Origin of the sequence: Streptomyces sp. NBC_01224 (genome assembly GCF_036002945.1) — a bacterium.
GTDB lineage: Bacteria > Actinomycetota > Actinomycetes > Streptomycetales > Streptomycetaceae > Streptomyces.
The window spans coordinates 108,890-130,078 of record NZ_CP108529.1 but is presented as its reverse complement, the minus strand read 5'-3'; the positions used below and the strand labels follow the sequence as shown (position 1 = coordinate 130,078).

The window sequence follows — 21,189 nt, the reverse complement described above, 5'->3', positions numbered from 1 at the left end:
GCGAGCGGCGTGGTCTGTGGGGCGGGCCTCCCAGTGCGCCATGGCCATCCTCAGCGGGCTTGCCGCCCTGGCCGAGGTTGCTCAGTCCTGGCGGCCGACCCGTAGGGCCTTCTCGAGGAGCGTGAACGACTTGGGTGCACCGCCCGGCTGCGGCTTGCCCGCCTTGTGGCCGACGAGCCGGTAGCCGTCGTCCAAGTAGTAGGCGTTCAGGCGTGCGTTGCCGGCCAGGCAGTCCAGACGTATGAACTCCCGCCCCGCCTCGGCCACGCGGTGCTCCGCAGCTCGCAGCAGCAGCCGCCCCGTCCCCGGCCGGGCGCTGCTGCGGTCCACCATCAGCCGGTGCACATAGCCGGCCACTGGCGGCTGCGGTCCCCAGGCATCCTCGTCCGCCCACCACAGCTCCCAGGCCCCGGCCGCGCGGCCGTCAGCCTCGGCGAGCCAGACCTCGCCACTCGCCATGATCCGGCGGAAGTGGTCCTCGGCCAGCTCGCCGGGCTGCCACTGGCCGGTAATGCCCTGGGCGAGCATCCAGCGGGCAGCTTCGTCGCGCAGGCGAACGAGAGTGGCGAGGTCGGCGTCGTCGGCGAGGCGGAAGTGCAGATCGTTCACGTCGCGATCCTCGCACGGGCGCTCGACGCTGTGCCTACCGACCGAACGGGGACGCCGATCGCCCACGCTCCTCCCTCCAGCCACGATCGGGTGATGGTTTGCCAGCTGTGGCCAACCAGGAATCGGGATGGCTGTCCTGTGCCATCGATTTCTCATGCCGTCTGTCAAGTCGCGAGAGCGGTGGGTGGCGTGAGCTCGTAGCACCGTCCGTCAATCAGGCTTGCTGTCACCGGCGGGGCTGCGGGTGTTTGTCGATTGCTCTGGCGAGCTGCTCGGCGGCAGGTCGTCACGGCAGGGTGAGGACGTCGTCGATCGCGGATCGAATCTCCTCGTCCTGAAGGAACGCTCGATAGTCCCGGTACGTTGACAGCCGCCGGTCGGATTCCTGCACCGTACGCAGGATTGTCCGCGCCGCCGGAGAGATCGTGCCGATCCGCGCGAGGGCCCGCAGCGCGTCGAGGAAGTAGCCATAGGCGTCGCCGCCATTGGCGATGGGAGGGAGGCACTCCTCAAGGACGGACGCGCTCGGCTCCGGCTCGCCCGTGATCGACCACAGCGCGACCGCCGCCCGCAGCCGCAGCCAGGTGTCACCGTGCTCCATGACATGCCGTACCCGGTCGGCGCAGAGCGCGGCCGCCGGGCCGAAATCGCCGAGAAGGCCGACGGGTCCGTAAAGAGGTCCCTCCTCGGTCAGCACCGCCTCGCCGATAAGCCGCAGGGCCGCATCCAGGTCGCCGCCGAGGCGCCAGGCGGCCCACGCCACCATGTGATGGTTGCCGGGGAAGTCGGAGACCGTGCACCTGCGTACGGCAGGCTCGGCAGGCGCCGCAGCCGGTCCCATCGCCACCAGCGCATCGACTGCGTACAGCGTGTACCGGGCGTCGTCCAGCAGAGCCACCACCTCCGGCAGCGCCGGAGCTGCGGCCGGCCCCCACGCTTTCAGGACGCGAAGGAAGGGGCAGGTCAGCGAGCCACCCACGCCGTCGTCCCGGAGCAGTTGCCGCACCGCGGGCAGCAGGACCTCCGCGTGCGCCCGCAGCGGGGTCAGGACGTCCTCGACCTCCGGCAGGCGCGGGTCGCCCATGGTGTACCCGCGGGAGTACTGGCCTCGGTACGGCGCGTACAGCCGCTCGACCAGCCCCGGCAGGGCGCGCGGGTCGCCGATGCGGGTCAGCGCCCAGCAGGCGTGGTCGTCGACGGTGCCCTCAAAAAACTCCGCCTCGCCCGGGTCGTCGAGGAGCGCGGCCAGCTCGTCGGCGTACGGAGCAGCCCGCGAACCCAGCACTGCGAGCAGGTGGGCCGCCCGGTACCGTACGCCGTCGTCCGGGTCGGCGAGCAGAGCGCTCGCAAGCGGCAGCAGCGCGGATGCCGCGGACGGCCGGACCACCAGCAGACGCCACCCCTCGTCCAGCGCGGCCCGGCACAGCAGGGTGTCCCCGTTCCGGCGCGCCGCATGGATGAGTCGGACAACGAAGGAGAGTGCCGTCCGCGGCGCGCCCTCGAACAGGTGTGCCGCCCAGGAGACGACATCCTCACGGGTGAAGGCACTGTCGACGTCCGGCACGTACCAGATCGCCTCGAACTGCGGACGCACGGCGCGGTCCGACAGGACCTCCACCAGCACATCCAGCTCACGGACCGGCGCCTGGGGATCGAATGCGGCCCAGGCGTGCACGGCCGCGACCCGCATGACGGGAGCATCGGTCCGCAGCACCTCGGCCACCACTGCTCGCACCCGGTCCACCGTCCCGGCGTCGGCGGGGCGTGCCGCGGCGGTCCCCAGCGCGAGCAGCACAGGCAGCCGCACCGCCGGGTCCGTCTCGGCGCGCCACCGCTCCAGCAGCACGCCAACACCCTCCACGAGGGGCAGGGCTTCCCTCCGCACTTCGGGCCGGGGGTCCGCAAGCAGCGCCCGGATCCGGGGGCGATGGCGCCGCCATGCCTCGTGCCACCCCACGTCCACCAGGCCCGGTTCGGCTTCGGCCGCCGTCTTGGACAGGCTCGCCAGCAGCTGGACGAGCGTGGCCCGGCCACCCATGCCCGGATTGCCGGCGAGGGCAACGACAAACGGCAGCGCGGCGGTTGCCACGGAGGCCACGCGTCCGGTACCCACCGCGAGGCAGTCGAACAAGGGGTAGCAGTCCTCCTCGGCCGCCGCCTCGCCCTTGAGTGCCAGGCCCCGCAGGGCGCGCCGCAACTCCTTTACGGCATGGTTCCCGAGCGTCGACTCCAGCCGCTCCCACGGCATATCGTCCAGCGCCTCGAGCGCTATGTCTGCCACTCATGCCCCTGACCTCGGCGAATCGGCTCCCCGACGGACAATCCTGCCATCGCCGGGTGGCCTCTGCACTATCGCAGGACTGGATGCCCAACTGCCTTCTCGGCGCAGTCTGCAGAGGTCAGCGCGGCGCTCCGCGAGGTTGGGCGGTGACAAGTAGCCGGCTTCGCCAGTGACAACCACGGTGCCTTGTTCACGGGAACCCGCAGGACGGCGGACCCGGGGGTGACAACTACCGTGCGTCGGCACACCCGGGTAGACGAGGGGGCTGTGAGGGTGTGAGAGAAGGGCTCACGCCTCGCGCTCCCGCACCGCCCGCCAGAGCCCTGTACCGGTGCGTCGACGCGGCACACGAAGGAGGAGTAAGCGAGCACTACGAGGACTAGGGCGACCTCGCCGGACCGGCGCCGCGGCCGTTGGACGTGGCGCAGGCCCGCGAGATGACGGCCGGGCTGCGCGCTCTCCTCTTGTTGTCCGTTGAGGAGGAGATCATCGGGTTCCGGGAGGGCCGGACGCCCTCCGAGATCGGGCGGGCGTCTCGGGCGTCAAGGCTGGTCGAGGAGTACCGAGTCCGGTCTGTCGGTGACTCGGATCTCGCGGGCGCCATTTCGGTTCTAACACTGCGGGCCGCCCGGGCGTGCTTATGGCAGGAAGCGATACAGGCACGGATAGGAACGGGGGCACATGTCGACCGAAGCAGAGTTCGACGCCTTCTACGCCGCCACGGCCAAACGGCTGGTCGCCACGGTCTATGCAATGACCGGGGACCTGGCCGAGGCCGAGGATGCGGTGCAGGAGGCCTATGCACGGGCCTGGCAGAGATGGGGCCGGCTCACACGGGAAGGGGACCCGCTGCCATGGGTGCGCACCGTCGCGTCCCGGCTGGCGATCAGCACCTGGCGGCGTACCCGCAACCGGTTCCGCGCCCATCTGCGGCACGGCCCTGCACCGGACTTGCCCGGGCTGTCCGAGGATCGCGTTGCCCTGGTAACGGCGCTGCGCGAGCTGAGCGCGGACCAGCGGCGGGCGGTAGTGCTGCACCACCTGCTTGACCTTCCGGTGGAGGACGTGGCGCGCGAGACAGGCTCGTCGAGCGGCGCCGTAAGGACCAGGCTCAGCAGGGCTCGCAAACTGCTCGGTAAGCGGCTCACGGACATCGACACATACGACGAGGGGGTTGTCACGAATGGCTGACGTCGAGGAAATGCTGGACGGTGTCCCGGTGCGGCTTGCGTCCGCGCAGGCCGTACGTGCCCGCGGCGAGCGCCGCCGGTCACGGCAGCGGGTTGGTCTGGTTGCAGTGGCATTGGCCGCCGTGACGGCGGCGGGTCTCGGCTCGTGGACGGATCTGACGCCCGGCTCGCGCGATGCGGGCGTGGCTTCGGAAGGCGCGAACCCGTTTATGTCGCACGGTGTGGTGCAGAACCTGGAGCCCTCGGAGTTGCCGATGTACGCGGCCGTGCACTGGAAAGTCGACTACGAAGGTCCCGACAACGATGAGACCGCACTGCCGCAGGCCGGCCTGGGCGGCGTGTGCAACGGCTGGCCCGGTGGCGTCCAGAACCCCGAGCAGCAGTTCACCAGCACCTACACGGGTAAGGGCGACGCCAAGGCCCGGTACCGCGTCTCTCAATACGCGAACACCGACCAGGCCCTCGACTCGGTCCGCGGGCTCGGGCAGACGCTGCGCGACTGCGGCCTGAAGGAGCACAAAGAGGGCGGCAGCTACAGCGGTATGACGAACGGCAACGGCCCCCGGCTCGAAGTCAGCGTGCGGCGCTGGGGAGCATGGGTCGGGGTGGTCGAGGTGCAGTACGGGGCATCGGTGCCGCAATAGTGTCCTGGTACCGGTTCGAGGCGCGTCTCGCATCGGCGTCCCGCCGGCCCAGCGGAGACGGACGGTTCACCGGTTCGGGTATTCGCCTGCCGGACCTGGTACGGCTCGGGCAAGGTCGTGGGTGAGCTGGCCGGGTCCGCGACGGGGGCTGAGCTTGCGGTGCGCCGCCGCCGGGCCGGTCCGAGTGTCACCGGTGTTCCGGCCGGTGAGGGAGGAGTTCGTCATGTGGGACACCGAGGAGTTCGGCAGAGAGCATGAGGGGCGGCCCGGGGTTCTGCTGGCCGATGGCACGGAGCCGGGCCCGGTGTATTTCGATGCCGGGAGCGGGCCGACGGTGCACCAGAGCGTTGACTGGTGGGTCTACGACGGCACGCTCGGCGCCCCGCTTGCCACCGAACTGCGCGGTGCGTGCTCCTGTGGCTGGCGCGGCAGCGCCCGCTACCCGCTCGACTGGGAGACCGTCGACCGCCGGCGCCCGTACCTGGCCGACACCAGCGGACCGGAAGGCGACTGGGACACCCACATCACCGAGGTACGAGCCCGCACGGTGCCCGTGCCCGCGGACCTCACCGCCCTCCTCGATCAGGTTGAGACGCGCCTCACTGCTCTGGTTGCCGATGAACCGCTGGCCGCACTCCGGGCCGTCGCGGCCCTGGAACGCCTTACCGAGTGGGTGGCGACGGACGCCGCGTTCAGCGTTGACACCGTGGACGGGCCGCGGTGGGACACCGTCGCTCAGGCGCTCGGGATCAGCGAACAGGCCGCCCGCTCCCGCCTGACCCGATACGCCCTCCGCCGCTGATCCTGGAGATCGGGCCGGCCCGGGTGCCGGCCGACCCGATCTCCCGTATGGGGTTGCTGCATTCACGCGGAGGTGACGGGGCTACGGCGGGTATCCGCGTACACCGTGCCCTGCATCTCCCCGGCCGCCCGCTCATGACCGCAGGCGGCGCCCGTCACACGGCGGCTGGCCGGGGCACTTCGAGGGCGTCGGCCACTTGCGCGCCATCTCCGCGATGCGGGGCGGGAGGTAGCTGTCCAGGGCGTCGACGTCGTCGCACAGCTTGGTGCGCAGCCCGTGAAGGCACGCCGCTTCTGTGTCAGCACCTCTCCGCGGCGTTGGCCCGGCGCTCCAGCTGCCGGTAGCTCAGATCCGCCCACAGAGGCTGGTCACATTGGCGATGATGCAGGCCGTGCCCGGCTTCACCTCCGAGGCCAAATGGCCCGATACGCCCGCGCTGGGCGGCCCGGCCGTCGTGGTCGTAGCGCTGATCCACCGGCCGGGTCAACGCGTGGATCGGGCGCCCGGACAGAGGTTCCGTCCGGGCGCCCGATCCGTATTGATCAGTGGCGCAGGTTGAGACGGTGCACGCCGCCGTCGACGGTGCCGACGTAGAGCGTGCGGCCGTCGGGGCTTGCGGCCAGTTTGGTGGTGTCGGTGTTCTGTAGGCCGGTTGAGATGTTGTGCCAGCTCAGACCGTGGTCGGTGCTGCGCAGTACGCCGCGGCCGCCTTGCAGGAGGCCGCTGGCCCTGGAGCTGGTGGTGGCCGCGTAGAGCGTGTCCTTGACCCGGAGCAGGTCGGAGACATGGATCGCGAGAGCGCCGGTGTCCGCGGTGCGGAAGGTCCGGCCGCCGTCGGTGCTGACGCGGACACTCTCACCGCCGATGACCAGGCGCCGTCCGTCGAGGTCGATCGCGGTCACCGGGCCGTCGGCGACCTTGGTGACGGTCACCCCGCCGTCGTCGGACCGGTAGAGACCGGCGGTGTTGCCGAGCCACAGGCGCAGCGGGTTTGCGGGGTCGCCCGCGATGGTGTCGAAGGAGCGTTCGTGGTAGAGGTTCTTCCACGTCGTGCCGCCGTCACTGGTGGCGAACAGCCCCTGGCCCAGAAGGCTTCGGAAGCTGACCATGACCCGGTTCGGGTCGGCGGGGTGGACCAGGAGCGCGGTCGGCACCTCCGCCGAACTGCCCCTCTTCTCCCAGGTGGCACCGCCGTCGCCGCTGCGCTCGACGGTGAATGAGCCGAACGCGGTGCGCCGCACCTTCCAGATCACCTTCGGATCTTTGGCCGACACGGCAAGTTGCGGGACAGTCACGCCCCTCATGCCCTCGCCGCCCGACCGGCCCCATTCCGGGCTCGCGACGGGAAGGGCGGTGCGGTAGACCGAGCTGTCGGTGGCGGCGAGCAGATGGCCGTCACTGACGGCGAGATCGTTGACGGTCAGTCCCTGGACGCCGATCCGCCGATATCCGGTGCCATCCGCGGCACCCCGGTAGAGACCGTCCTGCTCGCTGGAGACGGTGACGGAACCGTCGGCCCAACGGTCGTAGTCCATCGGTAGCGCTGCGCGCGACGGCGCGGCGACCGTGGTCCACGTCCGACCGTGGTCGCGGCTGAGGCGGCCGCTGCCGGACACCGTGCTCAGGTACAGGTCGTCACCCGAGACGGTCAGGCGGAGGCCGCCGTCCGTCATGGAGAGCAGGGTGGTCCAGGTCTCCCCGCCGTCACGGGAACCGACAACTCCCCGGCCCGGGACATACACCGCCACGACCGAGGAGTCGGCTGCCAGCCCGCCGACGCCCCCGCCGGACGGGGCGAAGAGCAGGCGTGCCTCGCCGGGGTTGCCCGAGCCGATGCCGGAGCGGGCCCAGACGCCGTGATAGGTCGTCATATAGAGGGTGTCACCGGTGACGGCGGCGGCGGTGATGCCGCCGGTGACGCCGGTCGGATACGTCGTCCAGTGGTCGCCCGCGTCTGTGCTGACCAGCAGTGCGTCCGAGGTGACCGCGACCAGGGTGCGGGTCCGTTCATCGGCGGCGAGCGCCACGATGCGGGTGTCCGGGACGTCGAGCGTGCGCCAGGTCCGCCCGTTGTCATCGGTGCGCAGGATGGCGCCCCGCCGACTGCCGTCGTGAACGCTGTTCACGGCGTACCACCAGCGGTCGGGATTCTTCGTGTCCACCACGAGCGGACCCGTGCCGTCCGCGACGGGCAGTCGGCCCAACTGGCGCCAGGAGGCACCGTTGTCGGTGGTCAGCCAGGGAGCCGCCTTCTGGTACTGGGTGAGGACGGCCTGCTTCGGCCGACTCGGCGAGAGGGCGACCGAACCGGCCTCGCTGTTGGGGCCGACCGGCTCCCAGCGGTCCCCGCGGCTGTCGACCGGGGTGACCTCGAAGGCGCCGGCGCCGGTGAGCCGCTGCCCGGTGTCGGCGGTGCCGCGTACCGAGACCCGGTAGGCACCGGCCACGCTGCCGGTCACCTCGGCCCGGTAGTAGCCGCTGGCGGGATCGAGCGTGGAAGTGACGTCGACGGACTTGCCGCGAGGCGGAGTGACGGTGACGACCGGGGGTGCGGCCAGCCGGGTGGGCGGGGCGATGTGCACGGTCGAGCGACCGTCGCTCGGGTCGGGTGCGGCCTGGACGGCCAGATACCGGACGGCGAGCAGATAGGGCACCCTGATCGCCGGTCCCCGGTCGGGAGTAGCCGTGAGACGGCCGCTGATCTCGGTGTCGGCCGCCGGTCGGGCGACGCGCATCGAGACCGTGACGGTCGCGGTCCCCCCGGCCGGTACGGTGACCCGCTTCGCCGAGACCGTGGCCGGACCGTCGGTCCGCAGCGAGGTCGCGACCGGCCGCTTGCCGGAGTTCCGCAGCGTCACCTTCGCGATGCCGCCGACGTGACGCCGGGACAGATCGGCGAGTCCGAACGACACCGACGCCGGCGAGGCGCTGACCGTGGCCGAGGCGGCTGCGGCCACATCGAGCCGGCCCGAGCCCTGCGTCGTGGGCCCGCTGCCGCTCAGCGGCTTCGCGGTGCCGACCAACGCGGCCTTGATCTCGGCAGGTGCCCGGCCGGGATGCAGCTGGCGCAGCAGGGCCGCAGCGCCGGCGACGTGCGGGGTCGCCATCGATGTGCCCGACATGCGGTACTCGCCGGGCCCGTAAAGTGCCTTGGGCACGGTGGAGCGGATCTCCACGCCCGGTGCGACCAGATCGGGCTTCAAACCGAAGCCCTGTGCGGGACCGCGTGAGGAGAACGAGGCGATCCGGTCGGTCGTGTCGGTGCCGCGCAGCGTCACCGAGACCTTCCCGGCGGCGAGTCGGGCGCTCAACTCCGTGTACTGGGTCGAGTCGATGCCCATGACCGCCAGGTGGTCCATGCGCAGCGAGTCGCCGGAGGCGTCGATCCGCGCGGACGGGGACGGCACCTGGGCCACTCCCGGCTCAGGGTTCACCTCCGGCGGCCGAACCTCTTCCGGTGCTCCGGCGACGAACACCGGGCCGTCGTTGGAGGGCAGGCCGGCCAGCACGCCGATCGCGCCGCGCTTCTCCGCCTCCTTCGCCCACTCCACGGCGTTCGCCGTCAGGTACCGGGCGTCGGAGGCGATGAGCATCTGCGCCCGTACGATCTTTCCGCGTACGTCGCCGACCCGCTTCCAGTCCTCGGCGGTGCCCTCGCCGACATCGACGAGCGGCGCCGTGACGGGGTGCTCCGGCGGGTTCGCGGACAGGATGCCGCGGTAGGTCTGGATCAACTCGGGTTTCTTGCCGGCCAGATAGGCGCTGGGCAGCCTCAGATTGCTTGTCGACGCGCCGACCGCGACCACGCCGTCGGCCGTTGCGGGGCTGCTGACCGTACCCGTGCCCGGTCCGTCGTTGCCGGCTGCGGCCACCACGACCACACCGGCTTGTACGGCCGCGGTCGCGGCGCGGCCCAGCGGGTCGGTGCCGTCGCCCGGGCTGCCGAGGCTCATGTTGATGACATCGGCGCGGTGCGGGTTGGCCGGATCGGAGGCCGCCTCGATTCCGGCGATGATGTCCGACGTGTAGCCGGAGCCGTCGGCGTCCATCACCTTGTAGGCCAGCAGATTCGCGCCGGGCGCCACGCCGGTGATGCCGCCCTTCTCAGCCGCCTTGCCCGCGACGATGCCGGCGACGTGGGTGCCGTGGCCGTTGTCGTCCATCGGGTCCTCGTCACCGTTGACGAAGTCGTGCCCGCCGACGACCTTGTGCCCCTTGCCGAGTCCGCCGCCCAGGTCGGGGTGGGTGTAGTCCACGCCGCTGTCCAGGATCGCGACGGTGGTCCCCTTGCCGGTGACGCGTTCTCCGGCCGGGTCCTTGCGCTGCCAGACGCCGGGTGCGCCGATCAGCGGCACGCTCACGTCCGTCTTCGTCAGCACCCGGGTGTCGGGGCGGACGGCGGTGACGCCCGGCAGCGAGGACAGCCGCCTCACCTCGGACGCGGGCACCGTCATTGCCACGGCATCGATGAGCAGGCCCAGTTTGCGGGTCGCCGAAGGGTGCAGCCCGGCGCTCTTCGCCGAGCCGAGGAACGTCTCCTGGCGCGCGTCGAGCGCGCGGCGGGCGGCGCCGACGCCGCGGGCGGCCTCGGCGGACAGCAGCGATCCACCGGGCGCGGCGGTGACCGCTGGGTTCCCGGACAGTTCGACGAGCACTCGTTGCGACGGGTCGGGCGTGGACGCGTTGGCGGCACCCGGTGTCGCCGCCAACGTGCCGGCGAGAACAACGGCGGCGAGGGCGGCATGACGCGATCTTCGTGACTTCATTGCCATGCGTAAAAGTCCTAGTGGTGAGGGCACTTGCCGCACAACTGATCTTCGTGGCCCATTGCTGCCGCTGGCACAATTGGGCCACCATCCGTCCATGACTCCCGAGACACCGCAACTCACTGCGGCAGGCATCGATCCGTTCGACGAGAGCGTCTACCGCGCCGTTCTGACCCGGCGGACGGCGGCGCCTGCCGAACTCACCGCGGATCTCGACTGTTCGGCCGAGCGCGTCGCCAGGGCGCTGGACCGGCTCCGCGACCACGGGCTGGTCGGCCGGCTCGCCGGCTCCCGCCGCCGGTACGCCGCGATCGAGCCGGGCGCCGCCGTCGAGGCGTTGGTGCGGGCCAGAAGCAATGAGCTGGAGCGGGTCCGTTCGGCGGCCGACGAGCTGTCCCGGCTGTTCGCCGCCGCGCGCACCGGCGCGACCTATGAGGACGAGGTGGAGATCACCACCGGCAGCGAGGCGCTCGGCCGCTGGTTCGTCCGCCTTCAGCAGGAGGCCCACGAGGACGTGATGACCCTGGACCGGCCGCCGTACGCCCTGACCACCTCCAACCCGGTGGAGGCGACGGCGCTCGGCCGCGGCGTACGGTACCGCGCGGTCTACGCCCCCGAGGCCCTGGAATGGCCGGGCGTCCTCGACGACATCCGCGAGCTGGTCCGGCACGGCGAACAGGCCCGCGTCCTGCCCGGCCTGGGCATCAAACTCGCCATCGCCGACCGCAAGCTCGCCCTGATGCCGCTCTCCCTCGACCTCAACGACGTCCGCGCCGCGGTGATCCGCCCGTCCACCCTGCTCGATGCCCTCACCGGCTACTGGGAAATGTGCTGGAAGCAGGCCCTGCCCCTGAACGCCCCCGCCGAGGACCCCCTCGGCGAGGAGGACCGACTCGTGCTCACCCTCCTGGTCAGCGGCCTCAAGGACGAGGCGATAGCCCGCCAGCTCGGCTGGTCCGTCCGCACCATGCGCCGCCGCATCAGCCGCCTGCACGACCTCCTCGGCGCCGCCAACCGCTTCCAGGCCGGAGTGATCGCAGCCCGCCGCGGCTGGTTGTGAGACAGCACGCCGGCAGCAGCTGGGGCGGCAATGAGTGGATGTCGTCCAGGCGCGCGTGCCATGCCGGGCGACCCGCCGCCCGCGGAGCACTACGCACAGTCAACAAAGCACCCCTGCTTGGCTCCGCCCCTATCCTGGACGCGAGCATCCTGTGGCTCGGCACAGAGTCAGGACTGGAGCGCCGGCCACTTCACCGTGATCAGGCATGGGTTTCCCGGCCAGAGGTCATTCGTCTCCTCCAGTGAGAGGAAGCCAACGGACCGGTGGAACGCTCTGGTTCGCGTGTAGCCGCGATCCGGGTGCGCCGTTCCCGGCGTCTTGACCTGGAGCGACCGGAAGCCGTCCGCTCCGGCGTTCGTCGACGGAGGTGGCTGAACCCAGGAGAGGTCCTTGGGTATCAAGGTGCACATCATTTCGTACCGGCGTAACGACCCATCTGGGGCTTGCTCGTCCCACAAGTCCGGCTGACGGTCGAAGGAGACATGGCCCAGTCGATCGTAGGGCTGCCCGAGCCCGGGGGTTGTTCTCCTCCACGCCGAGCTCGGCCTGCGACAGACTGCGGTTCCTGATGCGTTGCTCCGCTGCGTCCCCAAGGAACGTGCCGATCCCACAGGACTGCAATGCGGGATGGACTGCAAGCTGCCACAGAGTGCCGACACCCTCCTTGACGCGGTAGTCGATCCCATCCTTCGCCACGGGAATTCCGGTTGCAGTGCAAACCGCAAGGTAGTCGACCTCTCCGAGCCGGGCGCGCTCCAACTGCTCCGCGACGCCGGCCAAGTGCTGTTCAGACCCTGACCACCCGCACGACGTCAAGTCCGCATGCATCAGATCGCGCGCAGACACCTTCAACACAACCGAGCATCCTCACCGCCTCCAGCCAGTCGGCATCCAGACCGGTCACCAGGGAATCAACGCTATTTCTCATCTGTGCTCCTGACTGGTCACGACGCCAGGCCCAATGGCATGCACCCCCTTGGCTGCTGGGCGTGTGTCGAAAGTGCATCAAGTAGTCGCTGGCTCGGCGGATCACGGGGCAACGCGTACTCTCAGGGTCCTGATCGCTGCGCTTGGAGAACTCGCATGAGTGTGAATCCGGTACCCATCGACCGTGAGTCGGCCGCCGGGGCTGTCCTGCTGACCGGCATCCCTGGGAGTGGGAAGACCACGGTGGCTGCCGCGCTGGCCGGCCGGCTCCGGATGTCGGCCCATATTGAGGTGGACGCACTCCAGTTGATGATCGTCAGCGGTGGGCAATGGCCCTCGTCGGCCGAAAACGCGGAAGCCGACCGGCAGATCTTCCTGCGGGCTCGCAACGCGTGCCTTTTGGCGGACAGCTTCGCGCGAGCGAGCTTCATCCCCGTGCTCGATGATGTTGTGGTCCGCCATGCCCACCTTGACTTCTACCGCACGACGCTGGCGGCAGTGCCGCTCCACATCGTCATCCTGGCTCCCGGCCCGGCGGTCGCGTGGCAGCGCAACCAGGCGCGGGAGAAGGTCTTGACCACGGACTGGTCGCCCCTGGATGAGGCGATGCGCTCCGAGCTCGGGCAGCAGGGAACCTGGATCGACAACACTGCCCTGACGGTTGAAGAGACAGTCGAGGCGATTCTGTCCGTGACCGGTCTGGCGTCCGTCCCCGAAGTCGATCAACCTCTGAAATGTTCGCCAGGTGGCGTGTAGAGATCTGACGGATACTCAGTGAGCCCTTCTCGGTAACGTCTCGTGACGGTTCGTGATCAACTTTCATGTGGTGTGGCCGTGTTCGAGCTGGAGCAGGACCAGGGCGGCGCGGGCGATCCGGGTGATCGCTTTGGGGTCGAGGCTGACGCGGCGCAGGGCCTTGAAGGTGACCTCGAGGAGGGCATTGGCGCGTTCGGCGACCACGTGGATGCCGCGGACGACGGCGTTGAACGTCCATTGTTCTTCGGTGAGTTCGCCGTCCTTGGGATTCTCGACCGGGTGGTGGAGACCGGGTCCGGCGTTCTCGTAGTCATCATGCTTCCTACGTCGCGTTACTGAGAACACCTCAGTGTGTCAGTGGCTGCCCACGTCATCGCCCTCATGAGCGGGTTGGTTATCGGCCCCGGAATGAGGGGGCGCCCCAGTCGCGGATCGGCTGCCTCCTCGATCGTAGTCCGGCTCCTCTACCGGCCCCGTGGGCTTTCCGACAGGACGCAAGGCAATCGCAAGCACAGCTGCTCCGAAGAGTGCGATGAGCATGATCCAGGCCGCGCCGACGTGCATAGCGTGAATAAACGCATCATCGGCAGCGTGCGCAAGAGTGGGCCGGTGGATCGCGGTGGCGACATGCCGGGCCTGTTCGGCGGAAACCCGCGCCCGGTCCTGCACCGGCCCGGGCACATCGCTCAACGAGGGTTCGATCACGCGCCGATACACGATCGACATGATCGTGCCGCCAACCGCGATCCCGATCACGCTGCCGGTCTCGGGCACGGTGTTGGTGACGGCCGACCCGGCACCGGCCCGTTCCAACGGCAGGGAGCTGATCAATGCTGCCGTCACTGGGCCGATCACCATGCCGATTGAGAGGCCCTGGACCAACAACAGGATCTCGATCCAGATGAGTGGGGTTTGCAGCCCGAGGAACCCGTACGCGCCCATGGCCGGCGCCGCCACGGTGAGCGCTGGTGCGGTGACAGGGTATAGCGACCAGCGGCGAACCAGACGTGCGCCAAGGGGCGCCCCCAGGATGGCACCGAGCGCGGTCGGGAGACTGGCCAAGCCCGCCTCCATCGGCGAAAAGCCGCGTGCGCCCTGCAGGTAGAACGCGTTGTAGAAGGTGGCGGCGGTCATAGAAAAGAGGAGCAATCCCGACTAACGCCAGCGCCACGACCGGGACATTGACCAGAAAGACCGAGCCCCGCCAGAAATGGTCGAGAAGCAACCCTGCCAACACCGGGCCTGCAGCCATTCCGGCACCGGCGGATGTCGAGGAAATGGCGATCGCGGTTGTCCGCGCGGGGCTGGTGAAAGTCCACATAAGGATGGCCAAGTTGGCGGGCGTGATCAGCGCGCTGCCTACTCCCATTGCGGCTCAGCCTCGACCCCGGCAGCATCACCAGGATCGCCCGCGCGGCCCTGGTCCCGCTCCAGCTGGAACCCGGACGCACCAGCTGAGCAAGATCACGAACCGTCACGAGACGTTACCGAGAAAGGCTCAGTGGGCCCGGTTGGCGCCTTGGCGCCGTTGTTGCCCCGGGGGCAAGAAGCTGGGACGTTCCACCGATAGGGGAGAGGCGGCAGCTGATCGACGGCATACGGTTTCGGACCCGCACTGGCCTCCCCGGCGGGACGTCCCGGAGCGGTACGGCCCCTGGGGCCGGGTGTACGACTTGTTCCGCCGGTGGCAACGGACGGAACCTGGCGGAGGATCTTCATCGAATTGCAGGCCCAGGTGGATGCCAAGGAACTCATCAGCCGGGACATCAACGTCGACTCCACCATGTGCCGGGCCCACCAGCACGCGGCCGGAGCGCGGAAGAAAAGGGGACCTTCAGAAGGAGCCGTCCGGCGTCGTCGGCACCGAGCCGGACGACCACGGCCTCGGACGCTCTCGCGGCGGCCTGACGACCAAGCTGCATCCGGCCGTCGGCCGGAAGCCGATGTCGATCGTGATCGCTGCCGGGCAGCGGGGGGACTCTCCACAGTTCTTCGTCCGTCGCTTCGCTGGGCCCGGTTTGCCGACTGCGTGCAGGTCGTGGCGTGGGGTGGGGCGGGTGTTCTGTGTGGCGTTGTCGCCGGTTCAGGTGATCTGCAAGGCCGGGGTGGTTCGCATGGATCGACAACCTGGCCCGCGCCGCGGGGGGTCAGGTTGTGGAGGCAGGGCCGGGCGGCAGGTGAACCGTCATGATCAGGTGGCAGGTTTGGGTGCCGGAGCCGCGGTAGGCGTGGGGGGCATCGCCGTCGAAGGTGGCGGTCTGTCCGGCTTCGACGGGGTGCTCGGTGCCGGAGACGACCACGGTCATCCGGCCGGAGGTGACGCTGACGGTTTCCACGACTCCGGCCTGGTGGGGGTGGCTGGGGTACTCCTCGCCGGGCTCCAGTTGCCAGCGCCAGACCTCGACCGGGGCCGGGCCTGAGGTCGTCAGCATGAGCCGGGCTTCGCTGCCCTGCGCTCCGGTCCACAGGGGGGCCACGGCGTCGGCGGTCACGACGCGGACGCGACCTTCGGCCGGTCCTTCCATCAGTGCGGACACCGAGATGCCGAGAGTGTCGGCCAGCCGGACCAGGGTGGCGAAGTTGGGGTTGCCCTGGGCTTTCTCCAGTCCCACCAACGCGCCCTTGCTGACCTGGGCACGTCGGCCGAGCTCGTCCAGGGACAGGCCGGCGCGAGTGCGGGCCGCCCTGACGTTGTGCGCGAGCGTCCGCAGGGCTGCGGCTGTCTCGGCCATCCGATCACCATCCTCGCGAGTGGACCACTGGAATGCACCGTGCGGTCGTTTGGTTGACACTGACCGGTCGATCCGTTGTACGGTTCAGTCGTTCCATTGAATAGTAAGGGATGTACCGTGATCGCTCTGCTGCTGGCCCTCGGCAGCTCACTCGCCTACGGGTGCGCCGACTTCCTCGGTGGCCTCGGCTCCTGTAAGGCTCATGTGCTGCGTACCGTGATGATCGCGGCCCCGGCCAGTCTCGCGGTCGAGCTGCTGCTGTGGCCGTTCTTCGGCGCCTCGTTCAGCGCCGGTGCTCTCGGCTGGGGCGCCGCGTCCGGGGTCGCCTCGGCCGCCGCGTTCGCCCTGCTCTACCGCACCCTGGCGATCGGTCCGATGCACGTGCTGTCGCCCGTGACCGCCGTGGTGTCCGCCGCGCTGCCCGTCGGTGTGGGTCTGCTGCAGGGCGAGCACCTGGGCGCCGCAGGGCTGGTGGGTCTGTCGCTCGCGCTGGTGGCGGTGGTGCTGGTCAGCGCCGGACACGGCGCCGGGTCGGCGCGCCCTTCACGTACCGCGCTGCTGCTGGCCCTGGGTGCGGGCGCCGCCATCGCCGTTCAGCTGATCTTTCTGAACCAGGCGCCGTCCGACAGCGGCGTGGCCCCGCTGATCGTGGGCCGGGCGGTCTCCTCGGCCGTCACCCTGGCCGCAGCAGGGCTGATGTACCGCAAGCTCGGATCCGAGCGCCCCGCCTACGCGATGTCGGCAGCCGCAGGTGTGCTGGACTCCGTGGCGAACCTGCTGTTCCTGCTCGCTGCCCGCAGTGGTGACCTCACCGTCGTCGCCGTGATCACGGCCCTCTACCCGGCCGGCACCGTCCTGCTCGCCCGCAGCGTGCTCGCCGAGCGCATCCATCGCGGCCAGCTCGTCGGCCTGGGCACCGCCGCCGTCGCGGTCAGCCTCCTTGCCCTTACTTGAGCAAGCCGCGCCACCCACCACGCCACCGCTTCGCAAGGAGACCAGCATGTTCATCCAGCCCTGGGACGCCGGCCTGGACGAAGCCGAATGGCAGACCTGGATCACCGAAGGACACGACTTCGGAGTCCTGAGCGTCAACAGCCTGCACGGCCACCCGCCCATCGCCGTACCTACCCACTTCACCAGCGACGGACCCCACCTCCTGGTCCACCTCGCCCGGCCCAACCCGGTCTGGAAGGCGATCGAGCACGACCCCAACGTCGTCCTCACCGTCACCGGCGACTACGCATTCATCCCCGGCCACTGGCGCGCCAAGGTCGGCACCCCGCCCACCGACGGCGTCCCCACCAGCTACTACACGGCCGTCCAGTTCACCTGCCGCGCCCACATCGTCGACGACCCCGAGGCCAAGGCCGAACTGCTGCGCCGCCAGCTCGCCCACTTCCAGCCCGACGGAGACCACGCCCCCGTCGCCGTCGACGATCCCCCTACGGCCGAATGTTGCCCGGCATCCGCGGCCTGAGCCTGGAAGTCACCGAAGTGCTGGCCAAGTTCAAATACGACGACCACAAACCCGTCGAGCACCGCACCGCCGTCGCCGACCACCTCACCGCACGCGGTCAGGGCCTCGACGCCCCCACCGCACGCCAGCAGCGCCGCCGACTGGACCGCATCGGCCCCTGGAAACCCTGAACCCCACCCCGCACGCACACGAAACGGACCCCCGCACATGACCGACTTCCGCCTCGCCCCCGCCGTCGCAGACGCTTTCCCCGACACCCTCATCGCCCTGGTCACCGCCACCGGCCTGCGCGGCCACGAACCCTGGCCCCAGACCGCCGCCGCCCTGGAAGACTTGGAGCAGCAGCTCGCCGACGGCACCTGGCAGCCCGCCGACGAGACCGACCCCCGCATCGAGGCGTGGCACACCGCCTACCGCTCCTTCGGCACCAACCCCCGCCGCATCCGCCCCAGCGTCGACGCGCTCGGCCGCCGCCTCGCGAAGAACGGGGCCCTGCCCCGCATCAACCCGGCCGTCGACTCCTACAACGGCGTCTCCGTGCAGCACGGCCTGCCCGCCGGCGCCTTCGACCTGGACCACGTCACCGGCGACGTCGACATCCGCCACGCGGACGGCACCGAGTCCTTCACCCCGCTCGGCGAACCCGACACCGTCGAGAACCCCAAGATCGGCGAGATCATCTACGCGGACACCACCGGCGTCCTGACCCGCCACTGGAACCACCGCGACACCCACCGCACCCGCGTCACCGAGGACTCCACACATGTGGCCTTCGTCCTCGAAACCCTCCACGCCACCCGTGATGGCCACCTCCTCAAGGGCGCAGCGGAGGAGCTGCAGGGGCTGCTTGCCCTTCACGCCGAACAGACCGCCGTGTATTACCTCAGCCCGGCACAGTCCCAGGTCACCGTCTGAGGATCTTCACCGCCCCCTGGGCCCCGGTGTCGCGCCAGGAAAGCCCCCGAAGATCTCGTGGACCTCTCCGGGCAGCGGTGACACGCAGGCTCACGCGCGCTGGTTCAGGACTCTTGTCAGCTCGCGGTTGGCGGCGCGGGCGCGGACTCCAGTTCTTCGGTCCGTTCGTCGAGTTGGCCTCGTGTGGCGGCGAGTTCCTGGTTGAGCACTGGTCGGCGACGACACGAAGTCAAGTGATCTACGGCTAGCGCCTGGAGCTCGCGCACCTCCTGATGCAACCTGACTCAAACCAGTTCGGGTTGCGGTTCCGGTTGCCGCGCTGGTGCCGCCTTCGGTTCCCACAGTTTGGTGGTCCGTACGTAGCAGAGGATCACTGAGGTCATCGCCAGAATGAGAAGTGGTCCAGCCACCCACGGATGTTTCGCCATCTCCATCGGCAGATAGCGATATGACACCAAGAGCGCAGCGAAGACCGTTGCACCGTAGATGACCAGCTGGATTCCTGAGCGGTCCCAGCCACGTTCGAGCGAGCGCAGAGCTGCCTCGATCGTGAGCGTAAACACCACGCCGGCAACGATATCCGCGCCGTAGTGGTAGCCGAAGCCGAGCGTTGCGCCGAGCGTGGCGATCAGCCAGAACGCGCCTGCGAATCGCAGACTCCGTGGGCCCTTGCGGGAATGAATGAAGATCGCGGTAGCCCACGCCGTGTGCAGGCTGGGCATGCAGTTGCGTGGGGTGATCTCGTCGAACGGCATCTGGTGCGGGACATTGACCGGCGGCGGCGTGTCCGGCCACAGGTTGGCCACCGCCCAGTGTCCGCCGTCGGCGCCGTAGGCGAAGATCGGTCCGACCACCGGGTAGATCATGTAGATGCCGGGCCCGAGGAGGCCGATGACCAGGAAGGTGCGTACGAGATGATGGCCCGGGAAGCGGCGCTCGACCGCCACGTTACGCAGCTGGTACAGCGCGACAAGGACCGCGGCCACCGCAAGCTGAGTGTAGACGTAGTCGAGAAAACGGGCGCCGATCGGGCCGGTGGCCGTGACAATCCGGCCTACCAGCCACGACGGGTTGCCCAGCGCGTGATCGGCGGTTGCCACGTACTGGTCGAGCACCGCCGGGCGGGTCTTCGACGTGATGAGTAGCCAGGTATCGCCGGTCTTGCGGCCGGCCACCAGCAGCAGCCCCAGCCCGACGCCCTTCAGTAGCAGGACACGTTCCCGGCCTGTGCGGCGCGTGACAGCGATGACCGCATAGCCCAAAATCACCCACAACGCGCCGTTGCCGAAGGGGTGGCCGTCGGTCACCTTGACGTCGGCCGCCCACCGCACCAGCGAGAAGGTGACGTCGATGCCGATCGCGGCACCAGCCGCGATGAACCGTTGCCGCCAGGTGAGCACCACCATCATCAACGCCATACTGGCGTACAACAGGAAACCCGATTTGGGGGCGAATACCACCTCTTGTACCTGGGTGGTGATCGGCCCCGGCAGACCGTAGCGACGCGCGGCGATCTCCAGCGCGATGAGGAAACCGAGGGCCACCACTGTCGCCGTGGCCCACAGCATCACCCGTGGTTGACGCCACGAGGCGAACGTAATTCTGCAGTTTATTCGCGAAAACACCCGCGATGCGATAGTTATCAATTTTTTGGCCGATTTGTTAGATGTTGGTTACGTAGGTCACTCTTCGTACCGGATGGCGCGATGTTCCGGTGAAGGGTGGGCGATGGGGGCGATCGCCATGAATTCGATCATGTTATCGGAGCGGTGTGGATGGGTTCGCTGGTTACAGTCGACCCTGGCTCGATGGTCCAGCGTCTCGGGAATGACCATGAAACTCTCGATGCCCGGCGGGCATCGAGGGCGACACGGGTTACCCGGTGGCTCTAGAGCATGTGCAAAGGGCCGTGAACTGGCAGCCTGGACGGGGGCGTTGGCATACCGCCAACACGCCGAATGCGGCGATCAGTTCTCCCTTGGTGGCGAATCCTGGGACAGCCGTCACGTCGACTGGGGCCGTCGGCATGTTCGTCCTCGGCCACAACGCCCAGTTGTCCGGCCCCTACGGGCAGCGGCTGTGCGTCGTCGACCGGCTACTGCATCTTTGGCGGATCGGTTCACGATCTGGTACTCCGAGCCCTGAAACGCGCGGGTTTCCGTGCCGTACGGCTGCCGTGGACTATTCCGGCAGGGGTATCGATCCCTGTTCGGCTGGGTCCAGCTGGTCCGTTCCACAGGCAACTCTCCGGCGGCGTCGACTTCGATAAGGACCCATTCGTCCTGTTCGAAGATGCGCCGTCCCCCTACGCCTTCTTCGGCGTCAGCCCCACTCTTTTCGACGCCATGTCACGAGCCGAACGCAAGCCCATGGCCTGGCTCGTTCATAGCTTCCTGGCCTGGACACCTTTGGACCAGGTCCAGCGGCGCGTCCTGCCGGTGGCCGGATTCTCCTGGGGATTCGATATCGATGCGACCGGCCACATCAGCCTTCGGCCCGCGAAGGCACTGACAGCCGTCGAGGGGGATGGGCACCTGCCGTACTTGAGCACCTGCCATGCGGCCTGGAAGTAGATCTCCAGCAGTCTTGACGTCGTTTCAAATGGTGAGGTGGGAGTGCCTGCTGGGGGCTATGCGTTGGTCCACGCGGCCGCGTTGGAGTACGACTCGTGGCTGTATCGGGTGTTGCGGTCCCATTCATCGCCGGTGAGGCGCTCGTATGCGTTGTCGGGTACGTAGAGCAGAGCCTCAGCCCAGACGAGGTTGTTGACGAACGGCACGAACCGCGCTGGGTCTCGAAGTACTTTCTCGCACTCCTCACAGCCGGCTCCGACGACCGCAGCCCGGGCATACAGGAACGCATCACCCGTCAGTCCCTCGCCGTACTCCTTGCGATCCAACCTGTACAGAGCCCAGAAGAGGTGCTCGGCGAAGCCGACCACGTCAGATATCGGGCGGTCGCCGGATCCGCGTACGGGCCTCCCTCGCATGCCGCGCGCCCGGCTGTACACGGTCGGGGACTCGGTCGTCG

At 69.1% G+C, this 21,189-nt stretch carries 15 protein-coding genes and 4 pseudogenes; 9 read left to right on the top strand and 10 right to left on the bottom strand.

What is annotated here, in order from left to right; genetic code table 11:
• Positions 1-81: 81 nt before the first annotated feature.
• Positions 82-609: a GNAT family N-acetyltransferase gene (locus tag OG609_RS00640; protein ID WP_327270923.1), complete on the bottom strand. Its 528-nt coding sequence runs from the start codon at positions 607-609 to the stop codon at positions 82-84.
• Between the two features lie 286 nt (positions 610-895).
• Positions 896-2,890, bottom strand: a complete 1,995-nt coding sequence (locus tag OG609_RS00635; RefSeq protein ID WP_327270922.1) for a HEAT repeat domain-containing protein — start codon at positions 2,888-2,890, stop codon at positions 896-898.
• 681 nt (positions 2,891-3,571) lie between these two features.
• Here OG609_RS00635 and OG609_RS00630 point away from each other — a divergent pair.
• Positions 3,572-4,081 carry a SigE family RNA polymerase sigma factor gene (locus tag OG609_RS00630; RefSeq protein ID WP_327270921.1) on the top strand — a complete coding sequence of 170 codons (510 nt, stop codon included), beginning with the start codon at positions 3,572-3,574 and terminating at the stop codon, positions 4,079-4,081.
• Positions 4,074-4,724 carry a hypothetical protein gene (locus OG609_RS00625; RefSeq protein WP_327270920.1) on the top strand — a complete coding sequence of 217 codons (651 nt, stop codon included), beginning with the start codon at positions 4,074-4,076 and terminating at the stop codon, positions 4,722-4,724. The genes OG609_RS00630 and OG609_RS00625 overlap by 8 nt, the downstream gene beginning before the upstream one ends.
• 66 nt (positions 4,725-4,790) lie before the next feature.
• Here the strand turns inward: OG609_RS00625 and OG609_RS00620 are convergent, their stop codons facing one another.
• On the bottom strand, positions 4,791-4,949 hold the full coding sequence (locus OG609_RS00620; protein ID WP_327270919.1) for a hypothetical protein: 159 nt from the start codon (positions 4,947-4,949) through the stop codon (positions 4,791-4,793).
• Here OG609_RS00620 and OG609_RS00615 point away from each other — a divergent pair.
• On the top strand, positions 4,948-5,526 hold the full coding sequence (locus tag OG609_RS00615) for a hypothetical protein (RefSeq protein ID WP_327270918.1): 579 nt from the start codon (positions 4,948-4,950) through the stop codon (positions 5,524-5,526). The two genes, OG609_RS00620 and OG609_RS00615, sit on opposite strands and share 2 nt — an antisense overlap.
• A gap of 542 nt (positions 5,527-6,068) precedes the next feature.
• Here the strand turns inward: OG609_RS00615 and OG609_RS00610 are convergent.
• Positions 6,069-10,298 (bottom strand): S8 family serine peptidase, encoded by a 4,230-nt coding sequence (locus tag OG609_RS00610; protein ID WP_327270917.1) that lies wholly within the window; start codon positions 10,296-10,298, stop codon positions 6,069-6,071.
• A gap of 91 nt (positions 10,299-10,389) precedes the next feature.
• Between OG609_RS00610 and OG609_RS00605 the strand changes: the two genes are divergently transcribed.
• Positions 10,390-11,352, top strand: a complete 963-nt coding sequence (locus OG609_RS00605; protein WP_266366517.1) for a helix-turn-helix domain-containing protein — start codon at positions 10,390-10,392, stop codon at positions 11,350-11,352.
• Positions 11,353-11,732: 380 nt separating this feature from the next.
• Here the strand turns inward: OG609_RS00605 and OG609_RS00600 are convergent.
• Positions 11,733-12,180 (bottom strand): annotated as a pseudogene (locus tag OG609_RS00600) (GNAT family N-acetyltransferase); the annotation flags it as partial.
• Between the two features lie 255 nt (positions 12,181-12,435).
• Here OG609_RS00600 and OG609_RS00595 point away from each other — a divergent pair.
• Complete coding sequence (locus OG609_RS00595; protein WP_327270916.1) at positions 12,436-13,035, top strand: AAA family ATPase; 600 nt, start codon at positions 12,436-12,438, stop codon at positions 13,033-13,035.
• A 63-nt stretch (positions 13,036-13,098) separates the two neighbouring features.
• Here OG609_RS00595 and OG609_RS00590 read toward each other — a convergent pair.
• The 3 genes and pseudogenes from OG609_RS00590 to OG609_RS00580 all read right to left on the bottom strand — a co-directional run.
• Positions 13,099-13,344, bottom strand: a pseudogene (locus OG609_RS00590) (transposase family protein); the annotation flags it as partial.
• Positions 13,345-13,389: 45 nt separating this feature from the next.
• Positions 13,390-14,356: pseudogene (locus OG609_RS00585) on the bottom strand (MFS transporter).
• An 826-nt stretch (positions 14,357-15,182) separates the two neighbouring features.
• Positions 15,183-15,767, bottom strand: coding sequence for a helix-turn-helix domain-containing protein (locus OG609_RS00580; RefSeq protein WP_327270915.1), 585 nt, complete (start codon positions 15,765-15,767; stop codon positions 15,183-15,185).
• Positions 15,768-15,884: 117 nt separating this feature from the next.
• On the opposite strand from OG609_RS00580, the gene OG609_RS00575 reads away from it, so the two are divergent.
• The 3 genes and pseudogenes from OG609_RS00575 (at position 15,885) to OG609_RS00565 (ending at position 18,159) form a co-directional block, all read left to right on the top strand.
• Positions 15,885-16,721, top strand: a complete 837-nt coding sequence (locus OG609_RS00575) for an EamA family transporter (RefSeq protein ID WP_327270914.1) — start codon at positions 15,885-15,887, stop codon at positions 16,719-16,721.
• A gap of 46 nt (positions 16,722-16,767) precedes the next feature.
• Positions 16,768-17,414 (top strand): annotated as a pseudogene (locus tag OG609_RS00570) (FMN-binding negative transcriptional regulator).
• Between the two features lie 37 nt (positions 17,415-17,451).
• Positions 17,452-18,159: a B3/B4 domain-containing protein gene (locus tag OG609_RS00565; protein WP_327270913.1), complete on the top strand. Its 708-nt coding sequence runs from the start codon at positions 17,452-17,454 to the stop codon at positions 18,157-18,159.
• 284 nt (positions 18,160-18,443) lie between these two features.
• Here the strand turns inward: OG609_RS00565 and OG609_RS00560 are convergent, their stop codons facing one another.
• Positions 18,444-19,727: a phosphatase PAP2 family protein gene (locus tag OG609_RS00560; RefSeq protein ID WP_327270912.1), complete on the bottom strand. Its 1,284-nt coding sequence runs from the start codon at positions 19,725-19,727 to the stop codon at positions 18,444-18,446.
• 777 nt (positions 19,728-20,504) lie between these two features.
• Between OG609_RS00560 and OG609_RS00555 the strand changes: the two genes are divergently transcribed.
• Positions 20,505-20,732 carry a hypothetical protein gene (locus OG609_RS00555; protein WP_327270911.1) on the top strand — a complete coding sequence of 76 codons (228 nt, stop codon included), beginning with the start codon at positions 20,505-20,507 and terminating at the stop codon, positions 20,730-20,732.
• A 56-nt stretch (positions 20,733-20,788) separates the two neighbouring features.
• Here the strand turns inward: OG609_RS00555 and OG609_RS00550 are convergent, their stop codons facing one another.
• Complete coding sequence (locus tag OG609_RS00550) at positions 20,789-21,100, bottom strand: DUF4240 domain-containing protein (protein ID WP_327270910.1); 312 nt, start codon at positions 21,098-21,100, stop codon at positions 20,789-20,791.
• Between the last annotated feature and the right edge of the window lie 89 nt (positions 21,101-21,189).